Origin of the sequence: Corynebacterium sp. ES2715-CONJ3 (assembly GCF_024814365.1) — a bacterium.
Lineage (GTDB): Bacteria > Actinomycetota > Actinomycetes > Mycobacteriales > Mycobacteriaceae > Corynebacterium.
The window spans coordinates 238730-258585 of the sequence record NZ_JANUXS010000004.1; the positions used below are offsets into that span (position 1 = coordinate 238730).

The following is a 19856-nucleotide window of genomic DNA, read 5'->3' on the forward strand; positions in this document are numbered from 1 at the left end:
TACTCATTAAGCCTTCCGGGAATGACCAAGCGCTCGACTAGTTGCCCACCCCACGAGCGCACCTGTTAATACATCAGAGGGGTAGTGTACCCCTAAAAGCATCCGTGAGAACATCATCACGGGGACCCCAATCAAAGGCACACGGCTTTTCACAATAGCCGATAGGCTGGTGAAAAAGGCCGTGGTGCTGGTGGCGTGGGAACTCGGGAAACTCAAAGAGCTGGGAGTTTTTACCCCAATAGTGATGCGGGGATCATGGGGGCGTTGACGTCTGACAATCCTCTTAATGATCACCGATAATGCGTGGCTTATGAAGGATGCTGCAATAAGTCGCAGCCACTGCGGACGACGGTGTTTATCCCACAGTGCAGCCAGCGCACCAATTCCCATCCACCCCAAGGCATGCTCCCCAAAGTGGGATAGGGCACGGGCTATGCGCAGCGTTATTGGATAACCGACGGTGCGTTGGATCTGCACCAAGATGTCATTTTCAGTCATGATCGAATACCTTGCTCCATGCTTCGCGGCTAATCAGGTCGGGATAGGCGGCGCGATAGGCGGCGCGCAAGTGCTCAAAACGTTCCCGAACTAGTTTATGTCGTTCCCGTGACTGCTTATATAAATGTTTGGCCATGTCGAGATCGCGCTTGCGGTATGCCACACCGCGTCCATCCGCCGTGGCAACGGTGGCGCCATCGACACGCGAGAGACTAAACCACCGTGCCTCTATGGGCGCAAAATTGGCCTGTGGAATCTCGTGATGTTGGCGATCTGCGGGACGAAGGGAATGTTTGAGCCCTTTTAGTAGCCACACCGATTTTTTCAGCGGTGCCAAGCGCCCGCCGATATCCTTAACCGGTACCCCAGGTGCTCCCGTTGGGGTGGGGAAATCCGTGGCGGAGTCTAAAATGACCGCATCGGGGTATTCCTTGCGGATTTTTGCTATGCGCGGTAGCGATGTTTCCAAAATATCGAAAAGCTGATCGGGGCCAGCAAGGAAATCATCGATAGCTTCGATTTGGATCGCTGCGGTGGAATACTCAAGGCACAGAAGGTGTTTGACCAGTGCCTTATGCATACTACGCAGGAGCCCATCGATTGGGCCATCATGGTTGAGCGCCGCCACAATCAGTCGATTTCGTAGGTGGAAATAGGCTTGCCAGTCAATGGCGTCGTCCTTATCACTCCATGCCATATGCCAGATAGCGATACCAGGCCAGGTAGCAGTAGGGAAACCATGGCGCCCGGCGCGCAGGCCGTATTCGGCGTCATCCCACTTGATAAAGAGCGGCAGCGGCTGCCCGATCTCCTCGGCTACTAGCCTCGGAATCATGCACATCCACCAGCCGTTATAGTCCACGTCGATCCGGCGGTGCAGGTCACGTGAATGCTGAGCATCGGGCTTATCATCAACGGCTCCGCGATCACTAAGCGGGTGCTCGTCGAAATTGTGGTCGTAGTGCACGTGGGGGGCTTTAGTCCACATGAAGGTGCTACGGTCGATCACCTCACCCATAGAGTGCAAGTGGCTACGTTCCTGCAAATTGAGCATTTGCCCGCCTACGAGAATAGGGCGCTTAGCATAGCGGGCTGCTTGCAGGGCACGAAGGATTGAGTCAGGTTCGATGGCGATATCATCGTCCATATAGAGGATATAGGGGGATTTTTTTGCCCCTGCCGCGCCGTCGCCGAGGGCTTCGTACATAATGCGGGAATATCCGCCTGATCCGCCGAGGTTTCCCTGGCGGAATTCGAAGAAGCGGTCACCGAAGTGCTCCACCGCATCCTGATAGCCTGGTTCATCCGCTGGGTGCTTGGTACCTTGGTCGGGCATGATGACCGCATCGATCACACCATCAACCTCTGCATCACTAGCCAAAGCCTGTAGAGCTGCGACAGCGTCGGTGGGGCGGTTAAAAGTAGGAATACCGACAGTGACGCGGGCTTCGAAGGGGCCAACAGTGGTGCCGTCGGGGAGAATTTGGGCGCGTGGCGCATGCGGAGCGTACCAGCCTGCCTCATTAATGGTGACGTCGGTATCGGTAGTGATATCCCACCATAGCCAACCGCCAACTTCGAAGGGCGCGAGAGAGAGTTCGAATTCCGCGACATCATCGGTTACGAGCTTATTGCTGATGCTCAGCCGGGTTCCGTCGGGCTTTGAGCGGTAGATATTAATTCGGGCAGTGCCGGTGATATCCACTTTCAAAATGACGGTGTCGAGCTGTGACCATCGGCGCCAGTACGAGGCGGGGAAGGCGTTGAAATAAGTGAGGAAGCTAAGTTCGCTGGCGGCTGGAATAGTCAGTGAGCTGCGATCATGCCATCGAGGCTTCTCGAGATTATCCTCGTGTTCTAAGATATAAAGCTTGCGCACATCGCTAGGCTCCCCGATGTGGGGAAGCAGGAAGCGTTGCAGCTGGTTGTCCTTCATTGCTCAAAAACCTTTCGTTTCCGCCCCAGGGTGGTGCTCTAGGGGTATAGTTCCGCCACTTAAGGGTAGTCGCTTCGCCCCAGCCTCGCGGAGATAGCCACGCTCAGTTGCGCTAATCAGCTCACGAATGCGCGGAGAAATCGCCTGAAATGGTCAGTTCGGGCTCGCGATTTAGCACCAATAAACGCTGAAGGGTCAGCGCTTTTACTTATATCTATACTGGGACACGTTATAAGCAGCTATTGGGTACATACCTTCAAAATATTATTCCTCGGAGTGTTTTTCGGGGCGCGAAGACAGACGAGAAATTCCCAGTAGGCGTGCGATCAAGGCGCTAATGATGAGCCCTAGGATAATACCGCCAATAATATCGCTCATCCAGTGCACCCCGGTATAGAGCCTTGATATATACACGGCAATCGCCACGATATAAGTCCACCACGTCTTTTTCCAGCCCCATATTATTGTGGCCATACTCGCGCAGGCAGTGATTGCCGTAGCGTGTCCGGAAGGGAAGGCAAAGCTAGTGACTTCCACAAGGTGGCCGGCGATATCGGGGCGGGGTCGGGCAATAATCATCTTGATACCTTCTGCACTCAGACTGGCGAGCGCGACCGAAATAGGCAAGGCAAATATGACCCGAAGCGGACTTTTTAGCCTCGGCAAGCAGGACCAGAGTACCGCCATAATAAATAGAGAGATCGTGAGATATACCGGCCGCAGTGCGGTAGTAAAAGCGATAACGGCGGGGGTTAGTGGAGAATCGTTCAGCGCTAAAAAGCAGTTGTTGATGACGATATCCACACTATTTTCCTTGTACAGCTATAGAGAGCTAACAGGGTGCGGATTTTCGCGCACCCTGTCGGGGATTTTTTATGTACTTCTTAGGTACCTCTGTGGACTTTTATGCGCGCAGTGCCGGGCTGATCACATTATCAAATAGAGTTAGCGCCGAGGCAATAGCCATATGCATATCCAGGTACTGGTAGGTTCCCAGGCGTCCCCCGAAATAGACCTTATTCTCGGCGGTCTCTCGGGCGACGTGTTCGCGGTACTTTAACAGCATCTCGCGGTCTGCAGGGGTATTGATTGGATAATAAGGCTCGTCCCCGGCTTCCGCAAAGCGTGAATACTCGCGCATAATGACGGTTTTATCCTGAGGATACTGGTTGTCGCGCTCGGGATGGAAGTGGCGGAATTCGTGGATTCGGGTAAAGGGGAACTCAGCATCGTTGTAGTTCATGACGGGAGTTCCCTGGAAATCACCAGTTTCGAGAACTTCGGTCTCGAAATCAAGCGTGCGCCACCCTAGGGCTCCTTCGCGATAATCGAAATAACGATCAACGGGACCGGTATAGACCACGAGCGCCTTCGGGGAGGCGGCGCGCACCTCATCGCGAACCTCAAACCAATCAGTATTTAGACGCACGTCGATATTGGGGTGATCGGCCATTCGTTCTAGCCATGCGGCGTATCCGTCTGTAGGGAGGCCCTCGTAGGTATCGTTGAAATAACGGTTGTTGAAGTTATAGCGCACCGGCAGCCGGGTGATATTACCGGCTGGGAGATCCTTGGGATCCGTTTGCCACTGCTTCGCGGTGTAATCGCGAATAAAAGCTTCGTAGAGGGGACGGCCGATCAGAGAGATAGCCTTTTCTTCTAGGTTTTTAGCATCTTCGCTCTTGATCTCGGCAGCCTGCTCAGCGATGAGGGCGCGAGCTTCGTCTGGAGAGAAGTACTTTCCGAAGAACTGGCTAATAAGCCCGAGCCCCATGGGAAATTGGTAGGCCTGGCCTTTGTGCATGGCGAAGACGCGGTGCTGATAATTAGTGAAACTGGTGAATTGATTGACGTATTCCCAGACTCGCTTATTGGAGGTGTGGAAGAGATGGGCTCCGTATTTGTGGATTTCAATGCCGGTCTCTGGTTCGGCCTCGGAATAGGCGTTGCCGCCAATATGATCGCGGCGCTCAATAATGAGTACCTTCTTATTCAATTGGCTGGCTGCGCGCTCCGCTACGGTCAAACCGAAGAGTCCGGATCCAACAACGATTACATCAAAGTCAGTCATAGCTAAAACCCTAGCCATATAAGGTGCGTTTCGCTCTGCAGGACACACCGAGATATTCACTGATCCGACACGCCGGGAAAATAATTCTTATGCCCTTTACATGCACTTTCTTATTCACATGAGCAACATGCATCCCTTTTACCCCATAAATACACTACAGTTAAGCCCGATAGGTGGCACGACTGTGCCCATTTATCAATCACAATAAAGTTGGGAGATTAACGTGAAACAACGCCGCCGCCTTGGCATTACCTCGGCGCCCCCGATCACCGCAGCAGTGTTAGCAATGACCCTCATTGCTGGAACCGCTATTGGCGTGGGCACCACCTCAATACTGAAAACCGAATCTGATGGCATCGAACCCATCACTGCAACCACCAGCACCGAGAACTTCAACCTCGGCCAAAACGTGCTGGTCAACGATGCAGCCCTCGCCACTCAAAGTGACGAGGAGGGGCCCGTCGAACGCACGGTAAAACAATTTAACCGCGAGGAAGAATTCTCCATCTTCGCTATGACCTGGGCGGGAGAGAAAGATATCGCCGCCTTCGTCCGCAGCCAGCGCGCCGACGGTACCTGGACCGAATGGTTTGAATCCGAGGCCGTTGACGCTCGCGAAGTAGCTGACTACGAACGCCAAGGCACCGAACCCATCTATGTGGAACCGACTAAGTCTGTGCAGGTCTCCATCCTCGGTGTCGATCTCTTTAATCCTGAGGAAGCTGCAAAGCTCGACGCTGTCTTTATTGATGGTGGCGAATCCCCTATCGTCGATACCCAGATCACCTTGGCTAATGACGCGGTTGGCTTGCCGCGCGTGATTTCCCGTAAGGGCTGGGGCGCCGACGAATCGATTCGTTGCAAATCGCCAGAATACGCTGATGGGGTATCAGCGGTTGTCGTGCACCACACAGCTGGTTCCAATAACTACACCGAAGCCCAAGCTCCAGGCATCGTGCGTGGCATTTACCAGTATCATGCCCAGCAACTCGGCTGGTGCGATATCGGATACCACGCGCTCGCCGATAAATACGGAAACCTCTACGAAGGTCGCTACGGCGGACTAAACAAAGCCGTCATTGGTACCCACGCAGGCGGCTTTAACCAAAATACCTGGGCCATTTCAATGCTCGGCAACTACCAAACTGCTCAGCCCACTGCCGCAATGCTGAAATCAGTCGGCGAATTGGCTGGCTGGCGCGCTAAAGTTGCAGGTTTTAATCCGTCTGGCAATAATACCCACTATTCCGAGGGCACCAGCTATACCCAATACCCCTATGGTACCGCTGTGCAATTGCCCAATATCTTCGCCCACCGCGACGTTGGCCTCACCGAATGCCCCGGCGACTATGTATACAACAAGATGGGCACCATCCGTCAGATCGCTCAAGCTAAATATGATCTGCTTACTTCCAACGCTGTTCGACCTAACCCACAGCCAAAGAACACCATTCCACCGGTTGTTCCGCAAACACCGAACCGACCAATCCAACCGAGCCAACCAAGTGCAACCGGTAGCTCGTCCGAAGGAGCGGACCTTTTCACCAAGCTCTTAAGTTCCAATAATGGTGATGCAACTACGATTATTGTCTCGGCAGCCTCGCTCATCGTGCTCGGCATCGGTGTCGCTGGCGCTCTTGGTGTACTGCCTGAAGGCGGTATTGAGAGGATTGGCAATATCGAGGTAGTCAAAGGCTTGAAGCTGGAGAAGATCCCGGCGCTCATTAGTGCTTCAACTCAGCTGTCCTCCGACTCGGAGTTGAGTCGACTGTGGAACCAGCTCTCCCCAATCTTGGGCAAACTGCGCTCTGGTGCGATTACCTACAGTGGCGCCGATGGTCGCGATGTGACCTATCAGCTCTTCGACAACGGGATCATCGTCGATTCCGAGACCACTGGACCCCAGGCGCTGTGGGGTGTCATTGGTGACACCTGGGCTGCTCAGGGCTTCGACTTCGGGCCGCTAGGACTTCCCATTAATATGGAGCACCCCGATGACGGTAAGATTCGCGTCGATTTCGAACACGGCTATATCACTTTCGATCCTGCCACTGGAGCTGTTGATGCCCAGGCTTATGAGCCTGCTCCCGTAGCTCCTTAATAATCTTGGCGCGGGGATATTCTCCCAGATCCCCGCGCCATTTGCCGCCCCAAGCCACCACAGAAAGTGGTGGCTTTTCGCATTCGGGGCACGTCGAGAAAGAAAAACTGGTGCTGTATCTTTTCTCCCCGTAAAGGTAAGCGCTCACCTATATTACCGCTAGCCACAAAGACCGTAACGACAACGAGAGAGTATTAATCACCCTCGAGAGAAAGCACACTCCCTTCGACCTCTCTGAAAACCACGTCTGAAGGGCCGCCCGCAGTTTCGCCTTCTCTCTAGCGGTGGGGTATCGAGCGTTAATTTTACTGGCCAAAAACCCTCTCGAGAATCCGCGCGACACCGTCATCGTCATTGCTCGCGGTAACTTCATCAGCGCAAGCCCGCAGCTCTTGTTGGGCATTAGCCATGGCCACTCCGTGGCCCGCCCACTCGATCATTTCGCGATCATTGCGCATATCGCCAAAGGCGAGGACATCTTTAGCGGCGATTCCCATATCATCACAGAGCTCTTTCAAGGTCTGGGCTTTGGTAATATTCGGTGCGGATACTTCAAGTAAACCTTCATTAATGGAATAAGTGATGTGAACCAGATCGGTCGGGATCGCCGGGCGAATCAGGTCAAAAAGCTCCGGCGCTGTTAAGGCTTCATAACGCAGGAGTAGTTTCACTGCTGGTTCAGCAAGTGCGGAATCCAGATCCACGACGCTGTGTTCCGTAGAATCCCACGCGTGGGCATAATCCTCGGTCACCACATAACAGCCCTGGTTAATATCTAATACGGAGGTGCCACAGCGCTCTACAGCTACCCCAACGGGAAGGACTTCTCGCGCTTTACTCACCACAGCACGCAATACCTCCGCCTGAATACTGTGGTTTTTTATAATACGATCGCGAGCCGAATCATAGACAACAGCTCCGTTAGCGCAGATGCACACAGGTTTGAAGGGTAGTTGATTTACCAGTGGAATTACCCAGCGGGCAGGCCTACCAGTAGCTATGACAAAGTGATACCTGCCATTTGTGCACTCAAGTGCACGGTAGAGCCGAGGGCTAATCCGCTCGGCGCTGTTAATGAGCGTCCCATCCACATCGCTGGCGACCAACTTATATGTCATATCGTCTATCCTAGCGATCCCTTTCCGAGATGCGGACCGGCGATTTAGGAATCTTTCCACTTAAAGTAGATGACCTTGAGCTTCTCGAAGAAGGAAAGTTCCTTGGCTACAAGGAATTTTAATTCGCGTCTCTTTTCGCGGCGGTGCCGACGAGCCGCGCGACGCTCCCGCTTCGCAGCTTTCTTAGCCTCCTTTTCGGCGCGCTTGAGGCGTCGTTTTTCGCGGATCGCTCGAGTTTTAGCGGCAGCCTCTTCGCTAGTAGGAGCACCCCCACCGAGTGAGGCGGGTCGCCAATTCTCACCGCCTGGGAACGGTCCGTTGAACTCCTCGTATGCTGCGCGCACCTCGTCAAGAAGATTGCTAATCGCTTGCTCGAGGCGGCGGGTATCTTCATGGATATCGCCAGTTCTCACGACCGGTTCGCCCACCTTTAGCCACACAGGAAAATGGTTCCTACCTAAACGTTTAGGGAGGTCCTTGGCCCAGATCCGTTGAGAGCCCCACAGTGCCATGGGAATGAGCGGACAATCGGCTCGATTAGCAATCCTGGCCGCGCCCGTTTTAAACTCCTGTAATTCGAAGCTCGGAGACGTGGTTCCCTCGGGAAAAATTCCCACAAGGTTACCGTCCCTGAGACTCGCCACAGCTCGATCGAGAGCACTTCGGCCAGCGAAGCGATCTACCTCGATATGTTTCATTCGTGCTAAGAGCCGCCGCGCTCCTGGAATATCAAACAGCTCTTTCTTAGCCATAAAGCGCACCAATCGGCGGCCTCTGGAATAAGCAGAGCTACCCACGAATATGAAATCGTAATAGCCCATATGGTTACACGCCATGAGCGCCGGGCCCTGGGTTGGGATATTCTCAGCCCCAAAAATAGTGACCGTAATTCCTTGGGCCTTCAATAGGGCCTTCACCCCCACGATGATGCGATTATAAAAACTCTCGCGGCTATCGGGATGGAGGGGAACGTCCTCGACTGAATCCTCTACGAGGAAAATATCTTCAACGCGGTGAAAACCTGGGCGGCTCATGGCTTATAACCTCAGTTCTTAGTTTTTCGGTTCCAAGATATCCTTGCCCACAAAGGGCCTTAAGGCCTCAGGAACAACCACGGAACCATCAGCTTGCTGATTATTTTCCAAGATGGCAACCAACCACCGGGTTGTCGCTAGCGTGCCATTGAGCGTCGCGGCGATCTGTGGCTTGCCATTCTCGTCTCGATAGCGGGTGTGCAAGCGGCGGGCTTGGAAGGTCGTGCAGTTCGAGGTTGAGGTGAGTTCTCGGTACGTATGTTGGGTGGGCACCCACGCCTCGGTGTCGTATTTACGCGCCGCGGAGGACCCGAGGTCACCCCCAGCGACATCGATAATTCTATAAGGGACTTCGACGGCGGAGAGCATATCGCGCTCCATATCTAACAAAGCCTGGTGCTGGGCTGCGGCCTCCTCTGGTTTGCAATATACGAACATTTCCAATTTATCGAATTGGTGAACGCGCAAAATACCGCGTGTATCTTTGCCATAGGAGCCAGCCTCCCGGCGAAAGCACGACGACCAGCCGGCATATTTCTTCGGCCCCTGCGTGAGGTCAATAATTTCGTCTTGGTGATAACCAGCTAGCGCTACTTCGGAGGTGCCCACTAAATAGAGGTCGTCCCGTTCGAGGTAGTAAATCTCGTCGGAATGTTCCCCGAGAAAACCGGTACCGCGCATGACATCGGGGCGCACTAAAACTGGCGGGATCATTAATTCAAAGCCAGCGGCACGAGCCTTCTGGGCAGCTAATGTGAGCATACCTAGTTGCAAGAAGGCCCCATCACCAGTGAGGTAATAGAAACGGGCACCACCAACTTTAGTCCCACGTTTAACATCAAGAAGCCCTAAGGATTCGCCCAAGTCGAGGTGATCTTTAGGTTCGAAATCAAACGTTGTGGGTTCGCCTACATGCTCCAGCACGATAAAGTCGTCTTCGCCACCGGCCGGGGCACCCTCAACGATATTGCCCAATTGCATCTGCAAGGAGTTCACTGTCTCCTCTGCTGCCTTCTGGGCCTCCTCCGCTTCTTTAACCTTAGCTTTGAGCTGGTTGGAGCCAGCTAAAAGCTGAGGGCGCTCGCTAGGATCGGCTTGTCCGATCTTCCGCCCAAAGGTTTTTTGCTCGCTGCGCAGCTCGTCAGCTCTTTGGATTGCTTGTCGCCGGGCTTCGTCGGCTTCGATGAGAGCATCGACAAGCTCAGGTGACGCGCCGCGGGTGCGCTGGGATGCGCGGACGATATCAGGATTTTCGCGGAGGAATTTTAGATCAATCACGATCTTTAGCCTACCGCTAATCCTTGTAATACTTAAAGAATACGGGCCGAGAAAACGTAGTACGCTGGGGTCAACATAGCGATACGAGTACCTGAGGTTGAGATGGAGATAGAGTTTAGATCCGCCACGGCAACGCGGATTATATTAGTAGCCGCCCTCTCGGCATCATGTGCCATGGGTGCCTATCAATATCAGCGAGCCCAATTAAGTTCTCCACTCGTCACCCCCGTCGACATGACCACCAAGGTACCGGCCGCATCTACCGCTTCTTTTACCACCGCCGATGTCGGCTCGTGCGTGACGTGGACTGTTATCGACGGCACCGTTAGTAATTTTGAACAGGCAGATTGTGCCAGTCTGCACCGTTTTGAAGTCTCCTCCCGCGAAGATCTTGGCACCTACCCCAGCAGTGAATTTGGCCCTAGTGCGGCTATGCCTAACCAGACGCGGCAAGCGCAATTGCGAGAAGAACTATGCTTAGCGCCTACAATGCGCTACCTTGATGCGAAATTCGACCCCTTGGGCAAGTATTCCATCGCCTCAATCCTGCCACCCCAAGAGTCGTGGGATTTGGGCGATCGTACACTTTTGTGTGGGATTCAGGCCACGAATGAACTCGGCGAGGTCATTGAAACCAAAGGCAGAGTCCAAGATCAAGATCAGGCCCGCATCTCACCCGTAGGAACGTGCCTAGCTCTCGACGCCTCTAATTCCACGAAGCAGGTTGCCTGTGGAAAGCCGCATCAGATGGAGATCACCGCCGTTATTGATCTGCTCCCGGTTTTTCCGCAGTCGATCCCGTCGACCGAGGAGCAAGATAATCATCTCAGTCGTGTATGCACCCAAGCGGCCCGTGATTATCTCGGAGGCGATGATCCTCTGTATTTCTCCACCCTTAAGCCTTTTTGGACGACGATTGCCCCCAGCTCTTGGGATACTGGCTCCCACAGTGTGAATTGCTCGCTCGTCTTCCCCGTTGATAATCGCTTTGCGGTGCTCGAGGGCAGCGCAAAGGGCAACTTCACTATCAACGGAACTCCCCCTGAGCAGCGCCCCGAACGCGCCCCCATTATTAATCCCGAGGCTCTTGATGGTGTGGCTCCACCGCCACCACGCTAATCACTAGACTTGATATATGGTTGAGATTTCTGAAGCAGACTTTGCGGATCTAGTTGATGCAGCACTGGCTACAATTCCCCCCGAATTTCGGGATCATATGAGAAATATAGCCATATTGATTGAAGATCTGCACCCTTCAGGACCTGGAGTGCTCGGGCTGTATACGGGTATCCCACTTCCGGAGCGTCAATTTGGTAACGCCGGATATTTACCCGATACCATCACGATTTACCGTGAGGCATTAAAGCGTTTTTGTACCTCTAGGGAACAATTAGCAGAACAGGTGCGCATTACGGTGATTCACGAAGTGGGTCATTATTTTGGCTTCGACGATGAGGAGCTACACGCTCGCGGTTATTAGGGTCGCTCCTAGGGTACTGGTTGATCGGCAAAATACTTGCACGTCCAGGTACCGAAAGCGCCGCGGGGTTCGATGATACTCAAGGAGCCATTGGCGATATAGCTCTCGCGAACATAATCACCGTCAAGTGTTGTCGCATGCAGCCCAAGGATGCGGATAGCCGCCCCATGGATAACCATTAAGCTATCTTGGTTGGTGTCGTGGCAGCGTTGAGCAACCGCTTCTAGGATGGGGGTCGCTCGATTGAGATAATCCTGGGCGGTCTCTCCACCCGGCATTCCCGCATGTAGATCGCCCTCATTCCACCGCTTCAACGTCGCAATATAAGCATCGTGGGCTCGATCATCACTGCGCCCCTCGAGATCACCCGCTCCCAGTTCGTGGATGCCTGGCAGCACCGTCATAGTCATTTTTGGCTGGGCGATCTGAGGCACCTCACCCTCGTCCCCACAATATGCGGCCACCGCGAGGAGCATGGACTGCTGGGCCCGTAAAGCCTGGGAGCTCGCAGCGTAGCCTACGTTATCGCTAAGCGTGCGCAGCCTGCGTCCGGATTCGCGTACTTGGTGTCTGCCTATAACCGATAATTCCGCACCAGGTAGCTGAGTATCAAAAATTCCGCGAGCATTAGAATGCGTCCGGCCATGGCGCATCACAATAATTCGACCACTCATAGATTCCCCTCTTGTCTTACTCAGTTCATGGGTGCTGATCCACGAACATAGTCTAGCCCACTGGTGTGCCTTTCAATAAGGACTGAATCCACGACTGAGCACTCCGATAACGCGGCTCTTGGTCAACGCGGTCTATGGGGGCATCAATACGCGGCCATGAACCTAGAAAGATAAGATCAGTGGCGCGGCGGTACAGTGCCGCGAGGGCCTCTTGGATATCCGGGTCAGATATATGCCCATGAAGATCCACGTAGAAGCGGTAGCTACCCAATCCCTGATGCAGGGGGCGGGATTCAATACGGGTTAAGTCCACACCCCGTACCGCACATTCATTTAAAGCCCCTACCAGAGATCCCGGGGTATTCGGCAGGGTAAACGCTAAACCTGTACGATCATGACCGGTCCGTGGGGTGGGGACTCCAGGGAGACCGACGAGAACAAATCGGGTCATGGCATGGGCCTGATCTGCCACGTGAGTGGCCTTAATCTCTAATTCGTAGATCTCGGCCGAGAGGGCTGGTGCGACTGCAATATCTGCCTCACCTCTAGCTACTGCTTGTGCGGCAGCAGCATTCGAGGATGCGGGGAGAAATTCGTGCTCACCAATATGATCTTTTATCCACACCTTCGTTTGCTGGTATGCCACCGGATGCGTGCTTAATATTGGGCGCTTGCCATAGCTGTGGTGAGGGCGAGTCATGAGGGCGAAAGAGATTTCTAGGTCGTACTCATAATAAATTTGCACCCCCCTCGTTAGCGCGTCAAAGGTGGCTGTAATGGGCCCATCAACCGAGTTTTCCAAGGCTACACATGCATAATCGGCCTGGCGATCAAGCACAGCGGAGATAGCCTCGCTGGGAGAGTCAGTAGGGAGGGAATTGCTTTGAACCCCAGAAAAATGCGCACGTCGAAATTCGGCGAGAGCCATCTCAGTGAAGGTCCCCGCTGGTCCAAGATAGGACATTGTCACTGGCTGGTTCACCGCGTACTCCCATATATGCTCATGATGCTCGATGCTACCGCAGCCTAGGCGGACTCGGTACGCTAATCCTATGGTTGTTTCTGCAGTCTCTCAGCTGGCAAGCCAGCTACAGGCACTCACCCCTAAGGATCATGGGTTTTCCTATTTTGACCCCCACGCCCGCGCGCATGCTCACGGGCGGCTAAGTGGTTGGATTATTCCTGCCAAAGACTTAAGCGATATAGCGGGCATGCCCACTACTTTGGGCAATATCAACCGCACCTATATGGCCACAGAAACGGATGCCTTCCTCGCCTCTATCCTCAGCCAAGGGGCTATCATCCCTGGCAAATCTCTCACGCCGGAAATGGGACTATCTGCCTATACCGAGCCGGTGGGGCAGGCGCGCCCCGATAACCCACTCTTGCCCGGTCACACGCCTGGCGGTTCCTCGGGCGGAGCGGCTGTTATGGTGGCTCGCGGGCTGGTACGAGCGGCCCATGCCTCTGACGGGGGCGGTTCGATTCGCGTTCCTGCAGCGGCGACGGGGTTGATAGGGTTTAAGCCAGCACATTCCACCGCGGGAGCAAATCCCGTGGTGCAAGGTTTCCTCACACGCACGCTTGCTGACGCCGCCTATGTGCATGCAATCAGGCCTGTGACCCCACCTCCCCTGCACATTGGGGTGCTCACCCAACCGCTCCACGCCGAGACCCCCGTGGCCGATATGATGCTTGAAGCAGTCGATAGCGCTGCGACGCAGCTAAGTCAGAAGGGTCATAAGATCTCGGTGCTTGCTCGGCCTTATGGCGATTCCCCTTTTGAGGCCTTTAGCACTATTTTGGCCTTGCGTGCTCAGCGTATTCCAGGCGCAGCCTCTCCATTGGTGGAGTGGCTGCGCGAGCGTGGAGCACAACTATCACAGGCCTCCAGACGGCAAGCGGTTGCGGAGTTTATGTCGGTGAAGGATCAAATCCTCCGCGCTTGGGAAGTTGATGTGGTGCTCAGTCCCACCTTGGCATTTTTGCCCCCAGTCCACGGCTATTTTTCCTCTTATTCCCCCGAGGAGGATTTTTATCGGCAGACCCAGTGGACTCCTTGGGCGACAACCTACAATATGGCGGGTCTCGCGGCTTTATCCTTGCCCCACCTGTCGCCCTTGAGTTCTATCCATCTCGGAGCATTACGAATCAGTGCGGCAGAACTTTTTGGCCTCGCCATGCAATTATCAACACCTGGAGGTTCCACATGAGCATATCTGCAACTCAGTCTGAGCAGCGTCCGTGGGAGCCTGGTCTAGGGGCAGAGATTGTGGTGGTGCTCCTTGCTACCTTTGGTACTTCGGGGCTGAGAGCACTGTTGAATTTGGCCCGCTCGTTACTCGACACCAAACCGCTGAATGCGCAGCAGGTCGCAATTGTTCCCTCGAGAGCACCATTGCCACTGATCGATATCGGTTTTCAGCTCACCTCCATCGCTCTGGTTTTTTCCTGGGGCTTCTTGTGCCTCTACCTCCTTAAGATTCGGCTATGGCCAGTAGCACACCTCGTCCATTCCGCACGTTTAGGGGTGGGCCTGGCCGCACTTATTGGGATTCCGGGACTGCTTTTCTATCTAGGTGCCCTGCATCTAGGCCTGAGTAAGCAGGTTATACCGGTTCCAGCTGATAGCCCGTGGTGGCATATCGGATTAAGTGTGGGATTCGCTGCCGCAAACGCTTTTAGCGAGGAAGTAGTAGTGGTGCTGTGGTTGATGACGCGCCTGAAAAGCGCTGGGGTCTCGCAGGTAAAAGCGATAGCTTCTTCGGCTCTACTCCGCGGCTCTTATCACCTCTACCAGGGCATATCCGCTGGGGTGGGCAATATTATTATGGGGATAGTATTTGGGTATGTCTACCACAAAACGAATAGAGTGTGGCCGCTCATCTTCGCGCATTTCTTTATTGATCTCGTGGCATTTGTTGGATCTGTATATCTGAACCTTAAATAGTTTCAAGGCCTCAGCTGTTACTACTACTGTTAAAGCTATGACTAACCAGGGCAACCATATCGAGTATCTGCGTGATGCTCAGGGCAGGATCGTCACTGATCGTTTCGGTCGCCCCGTTCGAGCGCGTCCTAGGATGCAGCCCCCACCACAGCGCCCGATCCAGCGACCTTCACGTACCGACCCGATAAGACCACGCCAAGAATTACCCGTTCAGCGTCCAGCTACAATTCCACAGCCGCCTCGTCGCTTAGCCCCGCGGCGCTCTCCGGCACGACGATTCTTCAAATCGTTGAGTCTGATTCTGGCCACCATTGTGGTGTTTTCCTTGGTGTCAGTGCTGTGGCTGGATATGAAGATCAATCGCACTCCTTTCGCCTCCGCGGCGCCCATCGCGTCTACGTCGGGAACGAATTGGCTATTGGTGGGTTCAGACTCTCGAGCTGGGCTTAGTGAAGAAGAAGCGAACCGTTTAGGTACGGGTGGTGATATTGGTTCCCGGCGCACAGATACCATTATGGTCATGCATATTCCGCTGCGTGGACAAGCCACCTTGGTCTCTATTCCGCGTGATTCCTATGTCAATATTCCAGGTTACGGGATGGATAAAATCAACGCCGCATTTACCTATGGATCCGCGCCGCTCCTTACCCAAACAGTGGAGGAATCAACAGGCTTAAGTATCGATCATTATGCGGAGATCGGAATGGGTGGCTTAGCCCATGTGGTGGATGCACTGGGGGGCATTGAGGTATGCCCCGATCAGCCCATTGAAGATCCGCTCGCGCAACTCAATATAGGGGCAGGTTGCCAACTTGTCGACGGTCCTACGGCCCTTGGTTATGTGCGCACCCGCCAAACAGCGATGGGTGATCTCGACCGCGTGCAGCGGCAGCGGGAATTCTTCTCGGCATTAGTTAATAAAACCACCGACTTAAGTATCATTTTCAACCCCTACCGTCTGATACGCACAATTCTTACAACCGTTGATAGTTTCACGGCGGGTTCGGGTGATCATCTATGGCATCTGCTCCGCGTGGCTTTTGCTATGCGCTCTGGGGTGCGAACTGAGACGGTACCAGTTGGTGGCTTCGCTGAATATGATGTGGGTAGCGTGGTGCTGTGGGATGAAGCGGGAGCAACGGCATTATTTGATTCTATGCGTTAACAAAAAAGTGGGCCTATATAGGCCCACTTTTTTCCTATTTAGACGCGAGTTGTGCGCTTTCGGGTGCGCTCTTCCCAGAAGTCTGCGTTTTTAATGCCAATAGCTGCGGGGTCAAATTGGGGATCCACTCCAGCTTTCTTCTGTCGTTGATAATCACGCAGTGCCTTGTGGGCTGGTATCTGCAGGATCAGAATAGCGATAATATTCAACCACGCTGTCATTCCCACTCCGATATCTCCAAGAGCCCATGCGGTACCTGGAGTAGTCATGCCACCAACAAGGACCGATATAATAATCAACGCACGCAGTGCCCACACCATGGTGCGACGGATGACGGGAGAGCCAATCCAGCGATTGAAGTAGGCGATATTGGTTTCAGCCATATAGTAGTAGGCCAGTACCGTGGTGAAGGCAAAGAGCATAATAGCCACGGCAACGAAACTTGGTCCAACGCCACCGGCGAAGCTGTTAAGACCAGCTTGAACAAATCCTGGACCTACCGGAATACCCTCGGCTAAGGATCCACTATAGATAACTGTTCCTTCATCGGAGCCGCCTTCAAAGACTTTGTACATATCGGTCGAGATGATAATAAAGGCAGTTGCCGAACAGACAAAGAGCGTATCAATATAGACGGCGAAAGCCTGAACGAAACCTTGCTTAGCGGGGTGGGATACTTCGGCCGCCGCTGCAGACTGGGGGCCGGTACCCTGTCCTGCTTCGTTGGAGTAGATTCCGCGTTTGACACCCCACATAATCGCTACGCCGAGCATACCCGCGAAGGTGGCGTCGAGACCGAAAGCAGATCGAATAATGACCATAAAGACATCATCGATTTGATCGTAATTGGCAAAGAGGATCGCAAGCGCAACGATGATGTAGATAACAGCCATAAACGGGACGACGAAGGAGGCGAAATTAGCTATGCGCTTGACGCCCCCGAAGACAATGATAGCCAAGGCTACAGCGAGGATAATCGAGGTGATCGTCACATCGGTACCCCATGCATTCTCGACCGCGGCGGCTACTCCGTTGGCTTGGATACCTGGGAGGAAATAGGAGGTAGCGAGCACCATGGACACAGCGAAAATAATGGCATAGATCTTCATAAAGGGCGCAGCTTTGGTTCCGCGATAGGCCTTTTCAATATAGTAGGCTGGCCCACCACGGTATTCGCCGGTATCGCGGTCTTGTTCTTTGTAAATCTGCGCGAGGGTACATTCTATAAAGGACGTGGCGGAGCCGAGCAGTGCGACGGTCCACATCCAAAAGACAGCACCCGGGCCACCAAAGGCGATGGCAGTGGCTACACCTGCAATATTACCTACGCCCACGCGACCTGCGAGTGAGATCATCAATGATTGGAATGAGGAAATACCGTTTTCGGATTTTTCTCCATCGCGTAATTGCTTAAGCATATCGGGAATACACCGGATCTGGAGAAAACCGGTGGCGATGGTGAAATAAACACCGGCGCCGAGGCATAAGAAGATAAGTGCCGGTGACCAAATAACCGACGTTAGAAAATTAATGAACGCTTCCATTTAGGGGTCCCTTCATATTGTTGACTCCACACTAGAAGGAAAGCTGTGATAACAATCACTTAAAATGAGGTTTGTTCCCAATTCTGCACGAGCCAGACCGCAATTGCCACTATGAAATTATGGGCACGGTTTTAAGTCGCGAATAAGAAAGTCTCAGAAACTAGGAGAAATCTGCAGCTAAGCGGCAGATTTACTAAACCAATACCTCTCGGTTACTACCCGCTTTTTCCTACCCCCACCTACTGCCCCCTCTTTCGATCAACCTATAGAAAATAGATCCGAGCTCCCACTCGAAAGAGCGGGAGCAAGTGAATCTAGCGCAACGTGACTTGACGAGATTTAATATTCTCCAACTGACGGCGCTCATCAGCGCTCAGCGGAGCATCATTATCAATCTCGGCGCTAATCTTGGCATCCAAAGCCTCCAGATCTGCCGCATAGCTAGCAGACTCCCGATGCGGATCGAGATCCCACACCGGCACCACAATGCCATGAGTACGGAATGCGCCAGCGAATTTGGTCTCTGCACCCAATTTCAGCTCGCCACGCGCAGCAATACGAGCAAGAGCGTACAACACCTGATCCTCAGCCTCAGGGCGCACCCACCGAATGTGGGCCTTCGTCCCTGGATTAATCCACCACGCGGTGCCCGAAATCTTGGCCTCTACCTTAGCGCTCGGCAGAACACTCTCGTTAGCAGCCTCAATAGCCTGCAGATGCTGAGGGTCGGACTGGGCCGCCTCGGGGAGCCACCAATTGAAATTGTCATGCTCGTCAAAGACGATGTCTTGGGTGGGATCGAGGATCTCAGTCAAAGCCGGCTCAGTACCATCCGCATGGCCATTCTCCAAGGTTGCACCAGGGTGCGCGGACACAACCCACGCCAGCGCATAAGCAAGATCACGATTCGGGTTACGCGAAGGGGTGCGATGTTGGAGGGCTACCAGCGCCTCCCCATCCTCGCGCACAATTGCAGCCGCGCCACCAGGTAAAACTGTGCACAATAGCACCTTGCGGTCGGTTCCGGTAACAGAGATGGGAGCGAAAGCGGAAGGGACAAATTCCTGAACGGCGATAAGATCAGTTTCGTCCTTCACATCTCCGAAGGGACGAGGATCGCGCTCGAACTTAGCACGTTCTGCGGCGCGGGCCTGTAATTTCGCCTGCCGACGGCTCAATCCATCGGTTCGTTGGTTGTCATTCTTTTTCTTCTTAGCCATGCAGATCAATCTACCGCAGTCATCGCACGCGGGGGAAAATCAGTGGCTATGATCGTCACTTTATGGTCTCGACACCATATGAGATCTTCCACCTCATTGACCGTGAAGACATAGCTGGGCGGAACAATATAATCGGGTCGCAATTTAGCCCCGAGGATCGAAAGCCCCAAACCTTTAGGTTGAGACAATCCGAGTCTCGAGCTATCAAACCAACGTTCCCATTCGTGGCGTAAATAATAAGTGTCAAGATCAGGCACCCGAGCCCGTATACGGCGCAGAGCGGCGTGCGAAAAAGAAATGATATGGATACGATCGCACTGATCAAGGCCACGCTGCTGAAGGAGATCAACGAGATAGATATCGACTTTACGACGCGCGCATAACGGCTGTTTCGTCTCGATAAACAAGTGCTTATCAGTAGCGAGAACCAGATCGATGAGCTCCTCAAGCAGCATAATGCGCTGCGGCGGATATGGCGCGGTTGAGATATTGAGCTTGCTTAGCTCCTGGTAGGTCGAGCTTTCCACACGCAGCGGGCTGCCCGCCGTTCTGAGCATCGTAGGATCGTGGGTTAATACCAGACGGTTATCGAGAGTGAGCCGGACATCGCATTCCACACCAAAAAGACCAGGAAGCTCGAGTGCCTTTTGAAAAGCCAGGCGCGACATCTCCGGATACTGGCCGCTAAAACCGCGGTGGGCGACAATTTTTGGCGTGATATGTGCGCTCATTATTCCTAGCCTACAACGGAGAAAGCCCCACCCCAAGATAAGGGGCGGGGCTTTTT

General features: G+C 53.7%; 18 protein-coding genes. 6 read left to right on the forward strand and 12 right to left on the reverse strand.

What is annotated here, in order from left to right:
- Window positions 1-6 precede the first annotated feature (6 nt).
- The 4 genes from NXT00_RS06565 to glf form a co-directional block, all read right to left on the reverse strand.
- Window positions 7-498, reverse strand: coding sequence for a phosphatase PAP2 family protein (locus NXT00_RS06565; RefSeq protein WP_259158474.1), 492 nt, complete (start codon window positions 496-498; stop codon window positions 7-9).
- Entirely contained in the window at window positions 491-2434 is a 1944-nt protein-coding gene (locus tag NXT00_RS06570; protein ID WP_259078569.1) for a glycosyltransferase, read from the reverse strand. Before NXT00_RS06570 ends, NXT00_RS06565 begins: the two co-directional genes overlap by 8 nt.
- A 264-nt stretch (window positions 2435-2698) precedes the next feature.
- On the reverse strand, window positions 2699-3238 hold the full coding sequence (locus NXT00_RS06575) for a phosphatase PAP2 family protein (RefSeq protein WP_259158475.1): 540 nt from the start codon (window positions 3236-3238) through the stop codon (window positions 2699-2701).
- Between the two features lie 100 nt (window positions 3239-3338).
- A complete protein-coding gene (gene glf, locus NXT00_RS06580; protein ID WP_259158477.1) occupies window positions 3339-4505 on the reverse strand; it encodes a UDP-galactopyranose mutase in 1167 nt (388 codons plus the stop codon).
- A 223-nt stretch (window positions 4506-4728) separates the two neighbouring features.
- Between glf and NXT00_RS06585 the strand changes: the two genes are divergently transcribed.
- The gene (locus NXT00_RS06585) at window positions 4729-6606 is read left to right on the forward strand and encodes an N-acetylmuramoyl-L-alanine amidase (protein WP_259158480.1); all 1878 of its coding nucleotides are present in this window, start codon (window positions 4729-4731) and stop codon (window positions 6604-6606) included.
- A gap of 305 nt (window positions 6607-6911) precedes the next feature.
- On the opposite strand, the gene NXT00_RS06590 is transcribed toward NXT00_RS06585, so the two are convergent.
- The 3 genes from NXT00_RS06590 to serS are packed head-to-tail and all read right to left on the reverse strand — an operon-like array spanning window position 6912 to window position 10036.
- Window positions 6912-7724, reverse strand: coding sequence for an HAD family hydrolase (locus tag NXT00_RS06590; RefSeq protein WP_259158481.1), 813 nt, complete (start codon window positions 7722-7724; stop codon window positions 6912-6914).
- 44 nt (window positions 7725-7768) lie between these two features.
- On the reverse strand, window positions 7769-8758 hold the full coding sequence (locus tag NXT00_RS06595; RefSeq protein WP_259078561.1) for a 1-acyl-sn-glycerol-3-phosphate acyltransferase: 990 nt from the start codon (window positions 8756-8758) through the stop codon (window positions 7769-7771).
- 18 nt (window positions 8759-8776) lie between these two features.
- Complete coding sequence (gene serS / locus NXT00_RS06600; protein ID WP_259078560.1) at window positions 8777-10036, reverse strand: serine--tRNA ligase; 1260 nt, start codon at window positions 10034-10036, stop codon at window positions 8777-8779.
- A 102-nt stretch (window positions 10037-10138) separates the two neighbouring features.
- Here serS and NXT00_RS06605 point away from each other — a divergent pair, with 102 nt between their 5' ends.
- Both NXT00_RS06605 and NXT00_RS06610 read left to right on the forward strand, forming a co-directional pair.
- Complete coding sequence (locus NXT00_RS06605; protein ID WP_259158482.1) at window positions 10139-11155, forward strand: septum formation family protein; 1017 nt, start codon at window positions 10139-10141, stop codon at window positions 11153-11155.
- A 16-nt stretch (window positions 11156-11171) separates the two neighbouring features.
- A complete protein-coding gene (locus NXT00_RS06610) occupies window positions 11172-11516 on the forward strand; it encodes a metallopeptidase family protein (protein WP_259078557.1) in 345 nt (114 codons plus the stop codon).
- A gap of 8 nt (window positions 11517-11524) precedes the next feature.
- Here NXT00_RS06610 and NXT00_RS06615 read toward each other — a convergent pair whose 3' ends face one another.
- Entirely contained in the window at window positions 11525-12190 is a 666-nt protein-coding gene (locus NXT00_RS06615; protein ID WP_259158483.1) for a histidine phosphatase family protein, read from the reverse strand.
- Window positions 12191-12242: 52 nt separating this feature from the next.
- Entirely contained in the window at window positions 12243-13160 is a 918-nt protein-coding gene (gene pheA, locus NXT00_RS06620) for a prephenate dehydratase (protein WP_396124763.1), read from the reverse strand.
- Window positions 13161-13242: 82 nt separating this feature from the next.
- Between pheA and NXT00_RS06625 the strand changes: the two genes are divergently transcribed.
- The 3 genes from NXT00_RS06625 to NXT00_RS06635 are packed head-to-tail and all read left to right on the forward strand — an operon-like array spanning window position 13243 to window position 16305.
- A complete protein-coding gene (locus tag NXT00_RS06625) occupies window positions 13243-14403 on the forward strand; it encodes an amidase (RefSeq protein ID WP_259158484.1) in 1161 nt (386 codons plus the stop codon).
- On the forward strand, window positions 14400-15140 hold the full coding sequence (locus NXT00_RS06630) for a CPBP family intramembrane glutamic endopeptidase (protein WP_259158485.1): 741 nt from the start codon (window positions 14400-14402) through the stop codon (window positions 15138-15140). The genes NXT00_RS06625 and NXT00_RS06630 overlap by 4 nt, the downstream gene beginning before the upstream one ends.
- A 37-nt stretch (window positions 15141-15177) precedes the next feature.
- On the forward strand, window positions 15178-16305 hold the full coding sequence (locus tag NXT00_RS06635; protein WP_259158487.1) for an LCP family protein: 1128 nt from the start codon (window positions 15178-15180) through the stop codon (window positions 16303-16305).
- Between the two features lie 38 nt (window positions 16306-16343).
- Here NXT00_RS06635 and NXT00_RS06640 read toward each other — a convergent pair whose 3' ends face one another.
- The 3 genes from NXT00_RS06640 to NXT00_RS06650 form a co-directional block, all read right to left on the reverse strand.
- Complete coding sequence (locus tag NXT00_RS06640) at window positions 16344-17849, reverse strand: sodium:alanine symporter family protein (RefSeq protein ID WP_259158490.1); 1506 nt, start codon at window positions 17847-17849, stop codon at window positions 16344-16346.
- Between the two features lie 314 nt (window positions 17850-18163).
- Window positions 18164-19069 (reverse strand): DUF5926 family protein, encoded by a 906-nt coding sequence (locus NXT00_RS06645; RefSeq protein WP_259078542.1) that lies wholly within the window; start codon window positions 19067-19069, stop codon window positions 18164-18166.
- 5 nt (window positions 19070-19074) lie between these two features.
- Window positions 19075-19800 carry a glycerophosphodiester phosphodiesterase family protein gene (locus NXT00_RS06650; RefSeq protein ID WP_259078541.1) on the reverse strand — a complete coding sequence of 242 codons (726 nt, stop codon included), beginning with the start codon at window positions 19798-19800 and terminating at the stop codon, window positions 19075-19077.
- Window positions 19801-19856: the final 56 nt, after the last annotated feature.